Origin of the sequence: Novosphingobium sp. G106, from assembly GCF_019075875.1 — a bacterium.
GTDB lineage: Bacteria > Pseudomonadota > Alphaproteobacteria > Sphingomonadales > Sphingomonadaceae > Novosphingobium.
The window spans coordinates 1,081,827-1,097,299 of record NZ_JAHOOZ010000001.1 but is presented as its reverse complement, the minus strand read 5'-3'; the positions used below and the strand labels follow the sequence as shown (position 1 = coordinate 1,097,299).

The following is a 15,473-nucleotide window of genomic DNA, read 5'->3' as shown; positions in this document are numbered from 1 at the left end:
CAATATTGCTCTAAACGCCCCCGTGGAGGACCGCGCGCCTGCGCGGAGGCAGGAGGGGTACGAGAATGCGGAAAACCTGCGGGCTGGCGCTCGCCGCAGTAGCGGCGGCGATACCGACTCTGGCGCTGGCGCAGGATGCCACCGTCGAGGGACCCGACAGCGGCGACACCGCCTGGATCCTGACCTCCTCCGCGCTCGTGCTGCTGATGACGCTGCCGGGTCTCGGCCTGTTCTACGGCGGCCTCGTCCGCCAGAAAAACTTTCTATCGGTACTGGTCCAGTGCGGCGCGATCGCGGCGATCGCCTCGCTGCTGTGGATCGTCGTCGGCTACACCCTGGCTTTCGGCGACGTCACCAGCGGCTGGCTCGGCTCGGGCAATGCCTGGATGCTGATCAATCTCGGTGACGTCCGCAGCGGCACGACGATCCCCGAAAGCACCTTCGTGCTGTTCCAGATGTGCTTCGCCGCGATCACCCCGGCGCTGATGGCCGGCGCTTGGGTCGACCGCGCGCGCTTCGGCTGGGTGATCGGCTTCTGCGCGCTGTGGAGCCTCGTTGTCTATGCCCCTGTCGCGCACTGGATCTGGGGCGGCGGCTGGCTTTCTGCTGGCTTCGGTACGCTCGATTTCGCCGGCGGCATCGTCGTCCATACCACCGCCGGGGTCTCGGCGCTGGTCGCTGCGCTGCTACTCGGCCGCCGCCAGGGCTTTCCCAAGACCCTGATGCTGCCGCACAGCCCGGCCCTGACCATGGCCGGCGCTGGCATGCTCTGGGTCGGCTGGTTCGGCTTCAACGGCGGCTCGGCGCTCGCCGCAGGCGACGGCGCCGCCAGCGCGATCATCGCCACCCACGCGGGTGCCTGCACCGCCGCGCTGGCCTGGATCGCGATCGAGCGTGTCAGCGTCGGCAAGCCGACCACGGTGGGCTTCGCCACCGGCGCCGTTGCCGGCCTCGCCACGGTCACACCGGCGGCTGGCTACATCTCGCCCGGCGCGGCGATCGTCTTCGGCATCCTTGCTACGGTGTTCTGCTATCCGATGATCCAGGTCATCAAGCAGAAGCTCAAGATCGACGATTCGCTCGACGTCTTCGCGGTCCACGGCATCGGCGGCATCACCGGCTCGATCCTGCTCGCCATCTTCATCTCGCCGAGCCTCGGCGGCGTCGGCTATGCCGAGGGCATGGGCATGGGTAGCCAGCTGGGCGCGCAGCTGCTCGGCGTGGGCGTGGTCGCGCTGTGGTCCGCAGTGGCCAGCGCCATCCTTGCGGTGATGGTCTCGATCGTCCTGCCGATGCGCGTCGACGAGGATGCCGAGTTCGAGGGCCTCGACATCACCAGCCACGGCGAACGTGCCTGGGAACTGGACTGACCTGACTTAGCGTTCCAGACTACCGGCTTGCCCCCGCGCTCGCGTCCATGCGACGCGGGAGCAAACCGGACGAGGACGCGAAATGGCGCTGACCAGCGAAGTGGCCGACCACTTCAATCCGCACAAGGACGACGATCTCTACTGGAGCGAAAGCTCCTGGTTCTCCTGGGCGATCCCGGAGCGGCGGATCAACGGCTTCTTCTACAACCACTTCCGGCCGAACATGAACTGCATGCTCGCCGGCCCAGCGATGTGGGACGATCGCAACGCGCACGCCTGGGACCTGCGCTTCTTCGACTGGCAGGCGATGCGCCCGCTGCCTAAGGGACGGTTCGGGGTCGATTACGACAAGTACGATTTCATGACCGACTTCTCGTTCGGCATCAGGATGCTCGAACCGCTGAAGCGCTACCAGCTGCTATACGATGCCAACGGCTTCAAGCTCGATCTCATGTTCGAGGCCGTGGCCGAGCCGCACGAGATCGGCAGCCGCGAGGACCACGGCTTCGACAGCGCGTACAAGCTTCACTTCGAACAGCCCGGCCGAATCAAGGGCACGGTCGAATTGGAGGGTGAGACCTACACGGTCGACACCTTCTCGATCCGCGATGGCTCGCACGGGCGGCGCAACCTCGAGAAATGCACGCCCGGCGGCTACCTCTGGTCGACCGCCGACGCGAAGACCGGCTTCCACATGATGGCGGTCGACGCCAACCAGAACCGCGATACCGTCGCGGTCGGCGGCTACATCCTGCGCGACGGGGTGATCTCCTCGCTAGCCGATGGCACGCGCCGGGTGCTCGAGCGTGACGGGCCGAGGGTGACGGCAGTGGAGGTCATGGCGAAGGACAAGCTCGGCCGCGAACTCCGCGCGATAGGTCGCTCGGTCTGCCACGCCGAGGTCATCCTGTTCCCCGATCGCGGCATGTGGTGGCAGCAGTACGCCTGGGACTACGACGGCCACGTCGGCGCTATCGGCGAGGACCAGGAATACTACGGCCTCCAGGACTACCGCCTCTGGCACCGCGCGGGGCCAGAGGCCTGGGCCAGCCGGTGACGAAACTCGTCATCGTCACCGGCACCACCGGAAGCGGAAAGACGACCACCTGCAAGCACTTCGTCGCGCTGGCTGACGACCTCTGGCTACACTTCGGCGTCGACACGATGCTGGGCGTGCTGGTACCGCGCAAGTTCGTCGACGGCGGCACCCATAGCGGCGCCAGCCTGCACATGGCGCCCGACGACCCGGCCGATCCCGAAGGCCCGGCGCACATGAGCTTCGGCACGCATGGCGCCGCGCTGATCGACACCTATCACCGCATGATCCGCACCGCGGTCGAGAACGGCCAGCGGGTGATCCTCGACCACGTCGCGACCATGGACCCGCCGATCCTGCCAAACCTGGTCGAGCGGCTGAAGGACCTGCCATCGCTGTTCGTCGCGCTGAAGCCGCCGCAGGACATCCTCGGCACGCGGATCGAAGGGCGCCTCGCCGATGTCGAGAAAGTGCTCGGGCCCGAACAGGCCGCTCGCAACAACGCCGGCACCCGGCGCGCCTCGCAATTCGTCGCGCGCGAGATTTTCCTCCACGATTGCTTCGACATGGTGCTCGATACCGGGGCGCTGTCACCCGAACAGGTGGCACGGGCTATTCTGGACAGGGTCAAGAACGGGCCGCCCGGCGAAGCACTCGCGCAGTTGGCCGAGCGTCTTCGTTCGGTAGGGTGACATGAGCTACACAGTACCACGGGGGCCTGAGTCGAGGGTGAGCGCTATGCTCGCAAGAAGGAGCCATGATGGCACATGCCAGCAACATAGTTCACTGCGAGGGACCGGACAGTCCGCACGCTTTCGACATGGTCGCCTTGCAGCCGCGCAACGGCGCGCTCGATGCTCTTTGCCCGAAGTGCCGGGGCCACGGCTGCTGGAATGCCGAGATAGACCTCGTGAGCTTTCGCTGCCGCCGCGCGATCTGCGATCGCTGCAATGGCGCGGGCTGGGTCGAGACGGGCAATGATCCGGTGGCGCTTCCCGACATCGAGATCGGCCCCGACGGCAAACCGGGATGGACCGTTCGCTACGTTCCCAAGGAGGACGCGCCAGAGATCGGTCCGGGCGGCATCTTGCCGTGAAAAGCCCTTGAGGCGCCGTGAGGAAAGATCCCTTGGCCCTGACACTGGCGCATCCGCGAACTGCCCGTTGGCGCCTCTTGCGAGGCATCGAGACAATCGACATGAATGCGGTCAAATGTTCGAATGGTTTTCGATCTGATGACCGCGCATGATCCTCGGCGCGCCCTGCGACAAGATCGGGTTTCGCGCCGTTCGAGAGAGCGAGCTCGCGTGAAACCTGCCGGGTTGCTCCTGACAAGCTTGGTCGCCTTGCAGCCGGTGCTGCTGGGCGGATGCGTCGCGGCGGTGGCGCCTGTGCTGGCGGGCACTCTCGTCATCAAGACCCGGATAGACGGCAAGCCCGATGGAAAGCCCAAGGGCGAGCACCGCAAGTCCACGCTGGCCAAGTCCGGCAAACCGCCCCCGTTGGTCGCCGAGCCGCTGGCCCGGCGGATCGCTCCAATCGCCGGAACGGATACGCAGATGCCCGCCGGCACTTCGCTGCAGCTTACCGGCCTTACAGCCCTGCCCAGGCCCGACGAAGCGCCTGGCGCCATCGGCGGGTCTTTCGCGGCTTTCGGGCATTTCGCCCTGACCGCCGCGCAGCCGAAGCCCGGCCAGCCGGTCCGATCTGCTCTGATAGACCCGGCGACGCTGACATCTCGGCCCGCACGAGCCAATTGCGGCAATCAGCCGCCCGCCGTGTTGATCGACCTCGACCCCGACAAGGCGGTCTTCGACCTCGACGATCCGCCTGCCGCGGCGCCGGGGCTGGCAGAACAGCTCGCAAGGCTGCGCGCTGCCGGGATCACCATCCTGTGGCAGGCAAGTCTGCCGACCGACAAGTCCGAGCGGCTCTACATAATTCTCGCGGCCGTCGGTCTCGATCCTGACCGCACCGACCGTCTGCTGCTCATCCGCAAACCCGATGAGCGAAAGCAGGACCGCCGTCAGGACGCCGCAAGAGACTGGTGCATCCTGGCCGTAGCCGGCGACAGCAAGGGCGATTTCGAGGAAGCCTTCGACTATCTGCGCGATCCCAACGGAATCTTGGCCAGTGCCATGTCTGCCAACCTCGGCGACGGCTGGTTCCTCACCCCGCAACCTATTCGCTGAATTGCTCGGCGCGAGATCCGTTTCTTACCCACCCCGGAGCAACTGCACGCCCCAATCGCGCTCGAACAAATAGAGCAACAACCGCGCCGCTTCTCCCCTTTCTCCGGTCAGCCCGCCGTCGCGCTCGATGAGTAACCGAGCGTCGTCGTGCGCCAGCGGCAGCAATCGCTGGATCTGTTCGAGCGTGGCAATGCGGAAAGGCGTGTCGCCCGACTGGCGCGTGCCGAGCAGTTCGCCGCCGCCGCGAAGGCGCAGGTCTTCCTCGGCGAGGCGGAAGCCGTCCTGGGTCTCGCGCATCAGTGCCAGCCGGTCGCGCGCGGTCTCGGACAGGGCTTCGCCGCGCAGCAGCAGGCAGACCGATTTCTCAGAGCCGCGGCCCACACGCCCGCGCAACTGGTGCAGCTGGGCGAGGCCGAAACGCTCGGCCTGTTCAATCACCATCAGCGTCGAATTGGGCACGTCGACGCCGACCTCGATCACCGTCGTCGCCACCAGCAGCTTGGCCCCGCCGCTGGCGAAACGCTCCATCGCCGCGTCCTTGGCATCTGGCTTGAGCTGGCCGTGGACCAGCACGACATCCTCGCCGAAGCGTTCCTTCAGTTCCGCATAGCGCGCTTCGGCGGCGGCGAGGTCGTCGTTCTCGCTCTCGCGGACCATCGGGCAGACCCAGTAGGCCTGTCCTCCGGCCGCCATGTGCCGCGACAGCGCGCCGACGACATCGCCCAGCCGCTCGCCCGCGACCACGCGCGTGTCGATCGCCTGGCGGCCCGGTGGCATCTCGTCGAGCCGCGAGACGTCCATCTCGCCGTACTGCGCCAGAGTCAGCGTGCGCGGGATCGGGGTGGCGGTCATCGCCAGGCAATGCGGCGTCCGCCTGCCCTTCTGCGTCAGCATCAGGCGCTGGCCGACACCGAAGCGGTGCTGCTCGTCGATCACCACCATGGCAAGATTCTTGTAGGCCACGGTGTCCTGGAAGATCGCATGGGTGCCGACCACGATGTCGATGCTGCCGTCGACCAGCCCCATCAAGATCGATTCACGCGCTCTGCCCTTGTCGCGCCCGGTCAGCAGCGCGATCGTGACGCCGGTGCCCGAGAGCATCCGGCTCAGCGTTTCGTGATGCTGGCGCGCGAGGATTTCGGTGGGCGCGAGCAGGGCCGCCTGCGCGCCCGCCTCGACCGCGATCAACATCGATTCGAGCGCGACCACGGTCTTGCCCGAGCCCACGTCGCCCTGGAGCAGCCGCAACATCGGCGAGGCCTGCGCGAGATCGCCCTCGATCTCGGCGATGGACCGCCGCTGCGCGCCGGTGAGGCCGAAGGGCAGCGAAAGCTTGGCGCGCAACCGCCCGTCGCCCTGCAGCGGTGTGCCCTTCTGCGCACGGTTGGCGTTCTTGACCAACATCAGCGCGAGGCTGTTCGCCAGCAATTCGTCGTAGGCCAACCGCTCGCGCGCCTCGTGGTGCTCGTCCTTGTGCGCGAGCAGCAGCGCCTCGCGCCAGGTCGGCCACTTCTGCTTGGCGAGCAGGCCGGGCTCGATCCATTCAGGCAGGTCGGTGAGCGCCGCCAGTCCCTGCTGGACGAGCGCGGCGACACGCCCCTGGGTCAGGCCTTCGGACAAGGGATAGACCGGCTCGCACAACTGCCCGAGCCCGACGCTCTCTTCGGAGACGTGATCGGGGTGCACGATCTGCTGCATCTGGCCGTACTGATCGAGCCGCCCGGCGATCCAGCGCGTCTCGCCCAGCGGCAACTGCTTCTTGGCCCAGCCGCCGTTACGGCCGAAATAGGTCAGCGACACCACGTTGCCGATCGCGTCCGCCGCCAGCACGCGGAACGGCCCACGCCCGGCGGAGCTGCGGTAATCATTGGGCGTCAGCGCAACGATGATGTTCTCGCCGACGCTCACCTCGTCGAGATCGCCACTGCGCGGCGCTGCACGAAGCGATCGGGCAGGTGATAGGCCAGGTCCTTGACCCGCGTCAGACCGAGCTTCTCCAGCGGCTTGGCCAATTGCGGGCCGACGCCCTTGAGGCCCGAGGTTTCGGCGAAAAGGGGATTCAGGCGATCGGGACGCATGGAGCGGCTATAGCTTGCCCTGCCCAACAATCCAGCCGTCGCCCCTGCGAAGGCAGGGGTCCAGCCAACCTCTCCTCTTGAAACGGAAGATGCGACGATGCAACGTCGGTTGGGCCCCGGCCTCCGCAGGGGTGACGGTCTTGTGTGGGTAGCGAAGTTCCCCTACCCGCCAGCCATGACTTCAGACCGCCTGAACCGCATCAAGTTCCGCGCCTGGCACCGCGGCACGCGCGAGGCCGACTACATGATCGGCTGCTTCTTCGACCGCTTCCACGCCGGTTGGTCCGAGACGGAGATCGTCTGGTTCGAGGAATTGATCGAAGAGGAAGACCACGACATTCTCGCCTGGGCCCTTGGCACTGCGGAAGTTCCCGAGCGTTACGCCGGCGAACTCATGTCGCTGATACAAAAGCTGGATTACGTCGAAATTCCCCGCTGACCTCGTTCGATGCCCGATCTCAACCGCATCCTTTCCGCCAAGACGCCGCTGACGCTGTCGGCCATCGCCCGCGGCGCGCAGCCGCTGGTCCTGGCCGACCTTGCGCGCGCCGCGAAGGGCCGTGCCGTCTTCGTCGCGCCCGACGATGCGGCGATGCGCGCCATCGCCGATGCCGCGGCCTATTTCGCGCCTGAACTCGACGTCGTCGAGTTTCCCGCCTGGGACTGCCTGCCCTATGACCGCGCCAGCCCGGCGCTGTCGGTCAGCGCCAAGCGCCTCTCCGCGCTGCACCGGTTGCAAGCCAAGGCTGGTGGCCCGCAGCTGTTCGTCACCACGATCAACGCCCTGCTCCAGCGCGTGCTGACCCCGTTCCGCATCCGCGAATCGGTGCGACTGCTCAAGCCGGGCATGGAGATCGGCCGCGAGAGCCTGATCGCGCTGCTCCAGCGCCAGGGCTATTCGCGCACCGACACCGTCGCCGACGCCGGCGAGTTCGCCGTGCGCGGATCGATCTTCGACATCTTCCCCTCGGGCCTCGAACAGGGCCTGCGGCTCGACTTCTTCGGGGACGAGCTGGAAACGCTGCGGCTGTTCGATCCCAACACCCAGCGCTCGACCGGGACGGTGCCGGAACACCTGCTGCTCCCTGCCAGCGAGGCCCTGCTCGACGAGACCAGCGTCAAGCGGTTCCGGACGCAGTACCGCGAGCTGTTCGGAGCAAACGCGACCTCGGACCCGCTCTACCAGGCCGTCAGCGACGGGCGCCGGCTCGCGGGCATGGAACACTGGCTGCCGCTGTTCGAAGACCGCATGGTCACGCTGTTCGACCACCTGTCGACTGACGACCTCATCGTCATCGACAGCTCGGCTCAGGGCGCCGAGGACGAGCGGCTGACCGACATCGCCGACTATTTCGCCGCAAGGACGGACACGTCAGGCAAGGCGCCGGGCTCCTACCGCCCGCTGAAACCCGAAGCGCTCTACCTGACGCGCGAGGAAATCGACGCGCAGCTCTCCGGCTGGCCGGTCCACCGCGCCGACATCTTCGCCCAGCCCGAAAGCGCCAAGGCGGTCGACTTCGGCTTCACCAGCGGCCGCGACTTCGCCCCTGAACGCGCCAGAAGTTCGGGGGGTTCGGGCGACAACGTCTACGAGGCCGCTGCAAAGCACCTGCAAGCGGTCAGCAAGTCGGGCAAGAAGGCGCTGATCGCCGCCTATTCGCTAGGCAGCCGCGCACGCTTGGCGGCGATCCTCAGCGAAGCCGGGAAAGTCGAACCGGCGCTGGCGGATAGCTGGCAGGAAGCGCTCGGCCTCGCCGCCAAGGGCCGCCCGGTCGCGCTGGTCCTGCCGCTCGAAACCGGCTTCGCCAATGCCGAGATCGACCTCGTCACCGAGCAGGACATCCTCGGCGACCGGCTCGTCCGCCGCAAGAAGCGCAAGAAGGACGCCGACGCCTTCCTCGCCGAGCTCTCGGCGCTCACCCCGGGCGATCTCGTCGTCCATATGGACCACGGCATCGGCCGCTACGAAGGCCTCCAGTCGATCCCCGTGGGCAAAAGCCCGCACGACTGCGTGATGCTGACCTATGCCGGCGGCGACAAGCTCTACATCCCGGTCGAGAACATCGACGTCCTCTCGCGCTATGGCAGCGAGAGCGAGGGCGTCGCGCTCGACAAGCTCGGCGGCGAGGCCTGGCAGCGGCGCAAGGCGCGGCTCAAGGAGCGCATCCGCGAGATCGCGCACGAACTGCTGCTGACCGCGGCCAAGCGGGCGCTGCGCCAGGCGCCGGTGCTGCTGCCTGACCAGGCGACCTACGACCAGTTCGTCGACCGCTTCCCCTGGGAAGAGACCGACGACCAGGAGCACGCTATCGAGGACGTGCTCAAGGACTTGGCCGAAGGCAAGCCGATGGACCGCCTGGTCTGCGGCGACGTCGGTTTCGGTAAGACCGAAGTCGCGATGCGCGCGGCTTTCGTAGCGGCCATGGCTGGCCAGCAGGTCGTGGTCGTCGCGCCGACCACCCTGCTCGCCCGCCAGCACTACAAGGGCTTCTCCGAGCGCTTCGCCGGCTTCCCGCTCAATATCGGGCGCCTCTCGCGGCTCGTGCCCGAGAAGGAGGCCAAGGAAACCCGCGCCAAGGCCGCCGACGGGACGATGGACGTGGTCGTCGGGACCCACGCGATCCTGGCCAAGTCGGTCAGCTTCAAACGGCTCGGCCTCGTCATCGTCGACGAGGAGCAGCGCTTCGGTGTCAACCACAAGGAACGCCTCAAGCAGCTGCGCACCGACGTCCACGTTCTGACGCTCACCGCCACGCCAATCCCGCGCACCCTGCAGATGGCGATGTCGGGTCTGCGCGAACTCTCGACCATCCAGACCCCGCCGGTCGACCGTCTCGCCGTGCGCACCTACGTCATGGAATGGGACGAGATGGTCATGCGCGAGGCGCTGCTGCGCGAGCATCACCGCGGCGGCCAGAGCTTCATCGTCGTCCCGCGCATCGCCGACATGGCCGAGATCGAGGACTGGCTGCACAAGGCCGTGCCCGAGGTAAAATACATCTCGGCCCACGGCCAGATGGGCGCCGGCGAGGTCGAGGAGCGGATGAGCGCCTTCTACGAAGGCAAGTACGACGTGCTGCTGTCGACCTCGATCGTCGAAAGCGGGATCGACATCCCCAGTGCCAACACGATCATCATCCACCGCGCCGACCGTTTCGGCCTGGCTCAGCTCTATCAGCTCCGAGGCCGCGTCGGCCGCGCCAAGCTGCGCGCCTATGCCTATCTGACCACGCCGGCCGACAAGGCACTGTCCGAGGTCGCCGAGAAGCGCCTCAAGGTGCTCGGCGACCTCGACAGCCTCGGCGCCGGCTTCCAGCTCGCCAGCCACGACCTCGACATCCGCGGCGCGGGCAATCTGCTGGGCGACGAGCAGTCGGGGCATATCCGCGAGGTCGGCTTCGAACTTTACCAGTCGATGCTCGAGGACGCGATCCTCGCGGCCAAGGCCGGCGAGATGGGGCTGGAGCGCGAACGGTCGGCGCTGTCCCCGCAGATCACCGTCGACGCGCCGATCATGATCCCCGAGGACTACGTGCCCGACCTCGCCGTGCGCATGGCGCTCTACCGCCGGCTCAACGACACGGAGAACCAGCAGGAAATCGAATCGCTCTCGGCCGAAATGATCGACCGTTTCGGCCCGCTGCCTTCGCCGACCGAGAACCTGATCAAGCTGATCGAGATCAAGCGCCAGGCGATCGAAGCCAACATCGCCAAGATCGACGTCGGCGCAAAAGGCGCGCTGGTCAGCTTCCACAACGACCAGTTCCCCGACCCGATGGGCCTCATCGCCTATGCCGAGCGCCTCCAGGGCACGATCAAGCTACGGCCCGACAGCAAGCTGGTGGTGACACGTGTCTGGGGCGATCCCAAGGCGCGGCTCAACGGGCTGGTGCAGCTGACCAAGGGGCTGAGCGCGATCGCGAAGAAGGCAGCGGCCTAGGCCTCTGCCAGCGCCAAGAACTCCCCCGTCCCCATCGGCTTCGCCCGCAAGAAGCCCTGGTAGAAGGCGCATCCTTCCTCGGTGATGCGCAGGCGCTGGGCTTCGGTCTCGATGCCCTCGGCGATCACCTGGAGGTCCAGCGCGCCGGCCATGGCGACGATCGCGCGCAGAACGGCGAGGTCGCGCGGGTTCTGTTCGGCGATGCCGTCGACCATCGAGCGGTCGAGCTTGAGGTAGTCCAGCGGCAGCAGCTTCAGGTAGCGGAAGTTGCAGAAGCCCGCGCCGAAATCGTCGAGTGCGACGCGCATGCCTTCAGCGGCGAGCTGGCCCAGCGTCCTGGCCGCGGCGTGGACGTCGCTGAGCAGGACCTGTTCGGTGACTTCGAGCGTCAGCCGGTCAGGCGGAAACCCGCTTTCACGCACGATCGACATGAGCTTTTCAGCATAGCTGGGCGCCGCAAGGTCCGCGGGCGTGACGTTGAGCGAGAGCCGCAGCTCGGCCGGCCAGGCAGCCGCCGCGGCCAGCGCGCGGCGGGCGATATGGCGTGACAGCGGCGCGACATGGTCGGTGCGGTCGGCCACCCCGAACAGCGCGGCAGCGCCGATGCGGCCGAGCGAGGGATGGCGCCAGCGGGCCAGCGCCTCGGCTCCGGTCAGACGGTCGTCGGTGCAGGAAAATTGCGGCTGGAACAGGATCTCGATCTCGTCGCGGTCGATCGCGACGAGCAGGTCGGCCTCGAGCTGTGCCGCGGTGCGTCCCGGCGGCGCGGCGGCGCCGTCGACCCAGGCGATGCGCCCGCTCTGGAGCCGCCGGCTGCCCAGCGTATGGCTCAGCCGGTCGAGGATCGATTCCGGCGCTTTCCCCGGCCACGCCGCGCAGCAGTGCCAGCCGCGGCGAGAGGCGTAGCAAACCGACCGAGGCGGGAATCGACTGGGCGACGACATCAGCAAGGTGCTCGGCGAAAAGCTGCCAGCGCTCGCGGCTGCAGGCTTCGTTGGCGGCGAGCAGGAAATTGCCGCCACCGCCGCGTGCCGCGACCCAGGGGCCGTCGAGTTCGTGCTCGGCGAAACGGCAGATCCGGGCCGCGACTTCGGCCAGCGCGGCATCGCCGGTGCTTTCGCCATAGGCGAGGTTGACCGCATCGACGCGGCGCAGCCCCAGCAGCAGCGCATGGACGCAGGTTGGCTCGCCCTCTTCCGCAGCCTCTGCCAGCCAGTCCTCGAGCCGGCCGCGCACGGTTTCGATCGCCGGCAGGCCGGTTACCGCGTCGCGCGGGGCTTCAAGGTCTGGAATGCGCGACTCCGTCATTGGATCTTCATATACGCGGAAGGCCTTGCCAAAGCGTTCGATTTGCCACAGCCCTCGCGCCCGAGAAGATGTGGAGAAAACGGCGCGTGAGCAATGACCTCAAGCTGGCCCTGGTGGTTTCGGACAGCATCAAGGCGCAGGAAGGCGCCGGCCCGCTGCGCGATGCACATGACTGGGTCCCGGCCGGCGAAGCCGAGGCGCTGGTCGTGCTCGGCGGCGACGGCTTCATGCTGCATGTGCTTCACGAGATGCTCGACAAGAACTGGATCCGTCCCTGCTACGGCATCAACCTCGGCACGGTCGGCTTCCTGATGAACAAGAACAGCCACAAGCGCACGATCGCCGAACGGATCGGCCGCGCGCGCAAGATCGGAGTGCGCCCGCTGGAGATGCGCGCGGTCACCCAGGACGACGACGAATTTAGCTTCTACGCGATCAACGAGGTCTCGCTGCTGCGCGAGACGCGCCAGACAGCAAAGCTTGAGGTCAAGATCAACGGCAAGGTCCGCATGGCAGAGCTCGCGGGCGACGGCGTGCTGGTCTCGACCCCTGCAGGATCGACGGCCTACAACCTCTCCGCCAACGGGCCGATCCTGCCGCTGGGCTGCAACATGCTGGCGCTGACCCCGATCAGCCCGTTCCGCCCGCGCCGCTGGAAAGGGGCGATCCTGCCCGACAGCGCCGAAGTGGAATTCCGCGTGCGCGAGCCGGGCAAGCGGCCGGTCTCGGTCGTCGCCGACCAGAAGGAGATTCGCGACGTCCGCGATGTGCGCATCTCGACCGCGCGCGACAAGGAACTGACCCTGCTGTTCGATCCCGGCGCCAGCCTCGAGGAACGAATTTTCGCCGAACAGTTCCAGGCTTAGACACTTGGCCGCAATCGGGCGAAATTTGTCTCCGCCACATCTTGCCAAACCATCCGACGCTGTTATAGGCGCACACCTGCCCGAGAGGGCTGCTCCCTGATAGCTCAGCGGTAGAGTAGGTGACTGTTAATCACTTGGTCGTAGGTTCGAATCCTACTCAGGGAGCCAATTCTCTCTCGCGTGAGATTGAGAATACTAGATATTCTGATTGTCCCCTCGGAAGCAGCCCCCACACCGGGACACCATTTGGATCGGTCGCGCTTCATCCCAAATGGCACGATAGGCGTCTACCTTTAGTCCGGCAGCCTCAGGCCTCCTCAAGCAGCGAGTAAAGGCGTCCAGTCTGTTCGAATACAGTCTGGGTAGGCATCCCCTTCTCATCAATTCCATGCGGGAACGGCGGCTCTGCGGCTGGCACCTTGACTGCTCACATAGCGCCGCAGAAACCCATTCGATGCTCCCTCGCCACTTGGCGAGTGCGTGCCGGAGATCGACCAAAGAAAACCCCCGCCGAAGCGAGGGCCTAAGTCCAAGGGTCCTACTATGCTCTTGGCAAGCGTTCCCGCGCCCGCGCGCAATCCGTAGCCTTCCGTGGGGCAAGAGCTAATTGTGTATTCTCAACGTGCGAAAAGAAACCCCCGCCGAAGCGGGGGCAGCCGCGTGAGATCACGAATGTCGGGCGCTTCCGCGAAAAAGCCGACGACGTTCCAGGTGGCGCCGGGGCTATCCGGGTCGCTCATGAACCCGTTTGACTGCCGTCGGCGGCGGAAAAATCTCTAATCGTAGCAAGACAGCGCGTTGGCGAACGCCGGGAGCTTCGCGCATGCAAAGCCGCGAAGAGGCGCCAGGTTAGCCAGATGGAGAATCCCGTAACCAAGGGAAAGGCCCAATCCCAGGCCCAGGCAAATGCTCTTGAACGCACCGCGTTTTCTGCGGCCGTAAGGGCGATCCTCCCAATTCGATGATGCCATTCGTGCGACCTTGTTATGCGAAACACGTAAGTGGTGTCGGACCCGTTGACGGGCATATGGCATGCCATCGCCCTGCGCCGCTTACGAATTGGCAATTCTCAATGTCAGGTTCGGTTTACCCGAAATGGGACCGCCAAGAACCTGGCTACCGGGAGTGGAGCCGGCTACCGGAACGTGGTACTTTGCGGGTCCCGGAACGCCGCCGCAGGACGCGCGCGTTCCCAATGAGGAGGCTGCCATGGGCCTGCCCGAACAAACCGAAATCCGCCGCGAACTCGATGGCCTGACCGCCGTGTTTCGCACCCGCGCCGATGCCGATCTGGCGATCGAACATCTAACGCAGGAATACAGGATCGACCCGGCGTTCATCTATGTCGAGCCGGTCGACGCCGAGAACAGCGCCGGTGTGATCGCCAGCGGCGGCGACCATGCGGCTGGCGCGCCGAGCCACAGCGAGCGGCCCGATGCACCGCTTCACGGCTCGATCCAACTGACGGTGCCGGTCAGGCATGCGGCGTTGCCGGCGCTGATCAAGGCACTCGAAGACGTTGGCGCGACCGACATCGAACTGTTCTGAAGGCCAGTCCAAACGCGGTGGCCCGGGCACGGTTTCTGCCCTCACCGGTGCCACTGATGCACACGTTCCGTTGATGGACACCTAATTCTGGGCATATTCGTTCGAAAATGGGTTCAAATGAACGACCTTGAGCATTAACGTACTGCGATGCTCAACCGCTTCCTTCAAGATGATCGCGGCGTCATGGCGGCGGAATTTGCACTGCTGCTGGTGCTGGCCTGCGGGTGCATGGCGATTTTGTCGTTCACTATCGGTGACCGGGTTTCGAGAGCGATCGCCCAAGCCACGCAGGTCATTTCGGACGAAGTCACCATGATCAAACGCGGCGGATAAACGTCGTCCGACAGCCGGCAGAGCACGAAAAAGGCCGGCTCTCCCCTGAGAGAACCGGCCTTCTGCGTTCGAGCTGGCGTGCTTAGTGCGCGGCGGCTTCGGAAGCGGTTGCCGCAGCGGCGGGAGCCTCGGAAGCGGCGGCTTCGGACGCGGGAGCCGATTCGACCGGCGCGGGCGCTACTGCATCGATCGACGCTGCGGTCTGGTCGGCCGGATCGGGCGTCGCCGCGGCATTGGCATTGGTCGATCCGCCGCCGCAAGCGCTGAGGCTCAGACCCATCGCCGCCATCGCGACGAGCGCCGCGCCCTTGATCATATTCTTCATCGAAACTCCTTCCAAGACGATCGCGCCCGGCCAGCGCGAATCCTTGGGGAAGAATCCGCACGGCGCAGGCGCGCAAGGTGGGCGATAACCAAGGCCAAAGGGGCTGTAAACCGACCAAGCGTACGCTTTATCGCGCATGGACACCGGCTCGGGTGCGCAGCCCTCCCGCCCGCGTGGCAAAAAACACATTCTGCCCGTGCGTCCCGCCACCGAAGGGAATGTTAACCATCGCCATAAGGGCTTCATCAAGCCGCCGCGCCGGCGGAACGCGTGATCGGAGACCAGGCATGAACATCATCGGCAAGCTTTTCGGCGTCAGCGGGCAGGCCGCCTTCACCGGCAACCCGGTCTCCGAAACTGCCCTCCCCGGCTACAGCGCTTGGTACTCGCAGCAGATGGCCCGATCCTTCGCCAAGAAGCGGACCATACCGGTGCTGCGCTGCGACCTGCTGCTCGCGGCCTGATCGTTTACCCGGCG

General features: G+C 66.2%; 13 protein-coding genes, 1 tRNA gene and 2 pseudogenes. 12 read left to right on the top strand and 4 right to left on the bottom strand.

Annotated elements, in window-relative coordinates; all coding sequences use genetic code 11:
- The first annotated feature begins 65 nt into the window (after positions 1-65).
- The 5 genes from KRR38_RS05150 to KRR38_RS05130 all read left to right on the top strand — a co-directional run bounded on the left by KRR38_RS05150 (position 66) and on the right by KRR38_RS05130 (position 4,597).
- Positions 66-1,370, top strand: a complete 1,305-nt coding sequence (locus tag KRR38_RS05150; protein WP_217399258.1) for an ammonium transporter — start codon at positions 66-68, stop codon at positions 1,368-1,370.
- 82 nt (positions 1,371-1,452) lie between these two features.
- A complete protein-coding gene (locus KRR38_RS05145; protein ID WP_217399256.1) occupies positions 1,453-2,427 on the top strand; it encodes a hypothetical protein in 975 nt (324 codons plus the stop codon).
- Complete coding sequence (locus KRR38_RS05140) at positions 2,424-3,098, top strand: chloramphenicol phosphotransferase CPT family protein (RefSeq protein WP_217399254.1); 675 nt, start codon at positions 2,424-2,426, stop codon at positions 3,096-3,098. The genes KRR38_RS05145 and KRR38_RS05140 overlap by 4 nt, the downstream gene beginning before the upstream one ends.
- 68 nt (positions 3,099-3,166) lie before the next feature.
- Positions 3,167-3,502: a hypothetical protein gene (locus KRR38_RS05135; protein WP_217399252.1), complete on the top strand. Its 336-nt coding sequence runs from the start codon at positions 3,167-3,169 to the stop codon at positions 3,500-3,502.
- A 225-nt stretch (positions 3,503-3,727) separates the two neighbouring features.
- Positions 3,728-4,597, top strand: a complete 870-nt coding sequence (locus KRR38_RS05130; protein WP_217399250.1) for a hypothetical protein — start codon at positions 3,728-3,730, stop codon at positions 4,595-4,597.
- A gap of 24 nt (positions 4,598-4,621) precedes the next feature.
- On the opposite strand, the pseudogene recG reads toward KRR38_RS05130, so the two are convergent.
- Positions 4,622-6,675: pseudogene (recG, locus tag KRR38_RS05125) on the bottom strand (ATP-dependent DNA helicase RecG).
- Between the two features lie 175 nt (positions 6,676-6,850).
- Between recG and KRR38_RS05120 the strand changes: the two are divergent.
- Both KRR38_RS05120 and mfd read left to right on the top strand, forming a co-directional pair.
- Positions 6,851-7,114, top strand: coding sequence for a succinate dehydrogenase assembly factor 2 (locus KRR38_RS05120; RefSeq protein WP_217399248.1), 264 nt, complete (start codon positions 6,851-6,853; stop codon positions 7,112-7,114).
- A 9-nt stretch (positions 7,115-7,123) separates the two neighbouring features.
- A complete protein-coding gene (gene mfd, locus KRR38_RS05115; RefSeq protein ID WP_217399246.1) occupies positions 7,124-10,615 on the top strand; it encodes a transcription-repair coupling factor in 3,492 nt (1,163 codons plus the stop codon).
- Here the strand turns inward: mfd and KRR38_RS05110 are convergent.
- A complete protein-coding gene (locus KRR38_RS05110; protein WP_254514649.1) occupies positions 10,612-11,559 on the bottom strand; it encodes an EAL domain-containing protein in 948 nt (315 codons plus the stop codon). The two genes, mfd and KRR38_RS05110, sit on opposite strands and share 4 nt — an antisense overlap.
- A gap of 88 nt (positions 11,560-11,647) precedes the next feature.
- Positions 11,648-11,923, bottom strand: a pseudogene (locus tag KRR38_RS35835) (diguanylate cyclase domain-containing protein); the annotation flags it as partial.
- A gap of 86 nt (positions 11,924-12,009) precedes the next feature.
- On the opposite strand from KRR38_RS35835, the gene KRR38_RS05105 reads away from it, so the two are divergent.
- The 4 genes from KRR38_RS05105 (at position 12,010) to KRR38_RS05090 (ending at position 14,670) form a co-directional block, all read left to right on the top strand.
- Positions 12,010-12,789 carry an NAD kinase gene (locus tag KRR38_RS05105; RefSeq protein WP_375293410.1) on the top strand — a complete coding sequence of 260 codons (780 nt, stop codon included), beginning with the start codon at positions 12,010-12,012 and terminating at the stop codon, positions 12,787-12,789.
- A gap of 93 nt (positions 12,790-12,882) precedes the next feature.
- Positions 12,883-12,957, top strand: a tRNA-Asn gene (locus tag KRR38_RS05100).
- Positions 12,958-13,998: 1,041 nt separating this feature from the next.
- Positions 13,999-14,337, top strand: coding sequence for a hypothetical protein (locus KRR38_RS05095; protein WP_217399242.1), 339 nt, complete (start codon positions 13,999-14,001; stop codon positions 14,335-14,337).
- A 147-nt stretch (positions 14,338-14,484) separates the two neighbouring features.
- Positions 14,485-14,670, top strand: coding sequence for a hypothetical protein (locus KRR38_RS05090; RefSeq protein WP_217399240.1), 186 nt, complete (start codon positions 14,485-14,487; stop codon positions 14,668-14,670).
- 82 nt (positions 14,671-14,752) lie between these two features.
- Here the strand turns inward: KRR38_RS05090 and KRR38_RS05085 are convergent, their stop codons facing one another.
- Positions 14,753-14,995: a hypothetical protein gene (locus KRR38_RS05085; RefSeq protein ID WP_217399238.1), complete on the bottom strand. Its 243-nt coding sequence runs from the start codon at positions 14,993-14,995 to the stop codon at positions 14,753-14,755.
- A 287-nt stretch (positions 14,996-15,282) separates the two neighbouring features.
- On the opposite strand from KRR38_RS05085, the gene KRR38_RS05080 reads away from it, so the two are divergent.
- Entirely contained in the window at positions 15,283-15,459 is a 177-nt protein-coding gene (locus KRR38_RS05080; RefSeq protein ID WP_217399236.1) for a hypothetical protein, read from the top strand.
- The last annotated feature ends 14 nt before the right edge of the window (positions 15,460-15,473 follow it).

Bases quoted from the DNA above. Each gene is read 5' to 3' on its own strand.
- KRR38_RS05110 (WP_254514649.1), bottom strand. From the start codon at position 11,559: ATGTCGTCGCCCAGTCGATTCCCGCCTCGGTCGGTTTGCTACGCCTCT.
- mfd (WP_217399246.1), top strand. From the start codon at position 7,124: ATGCCCGATCTCAACCGCATCCTTTCCGCCAAGACGCCGCTGACGCTG.
- KRR38_RS05120 (WP_217399248.1), top strand. From the start codon at position 6,851: ATGACTTCAGACCGCCTGAACCGCATCAAGTTCCGCGCCTGGCACCGC.
- KRR38_RS05090 (WP_217399240.1), top strand. From the start codon at position 14,485: ATGCTCAACCGCTTCCTTCAAGATGATCGCGGCGTCATGGCGGCGGAA.
- KRR38_RS05135 (WP_217399252.1), top strand. From the start codon at position 3,167: ATGGCACATGCCAGCAACATAGTTCACTGCGAGGGACCGGACAGTCCG.
- KRR38_RS05085 (WP_217399238.1), bottom strand. From the start codon at position 14,995: ATGAAGAATATGATCAAGGGCGCGGCGCTCGTCGCGATGGCGGCGATG.
- KRR38_RS05080 (WP_217399236.1), top strand. From the start codon at position 15,283: ATGAACATCATCGGCAAGCTTTTCGGCGTCAGCGGGCAGGCCGCCTTC.
- KRR38_RS05095 (WP_217399242.1), top strand. From the start codon at position 13,999: ATGGGCCTGCCCGAACAAACCGAAATCCGCCGCGAACTCGATGGCCTG.
- KRR38_RS05150 (WP_217399258.1), top strand. From the start codon at position 66: ATGCGGAAAACCTGCGGGCTGGCGCTCGCCGCAGTAGCGGCGGCGATA.
- KRR38_RS05145 (WP_217399256.1), top strand. From the start codon at position 1,453: ATGGCGCTGACCAGCGAAGTGGCCGACCACTTCAATCCGCACAAGGAC.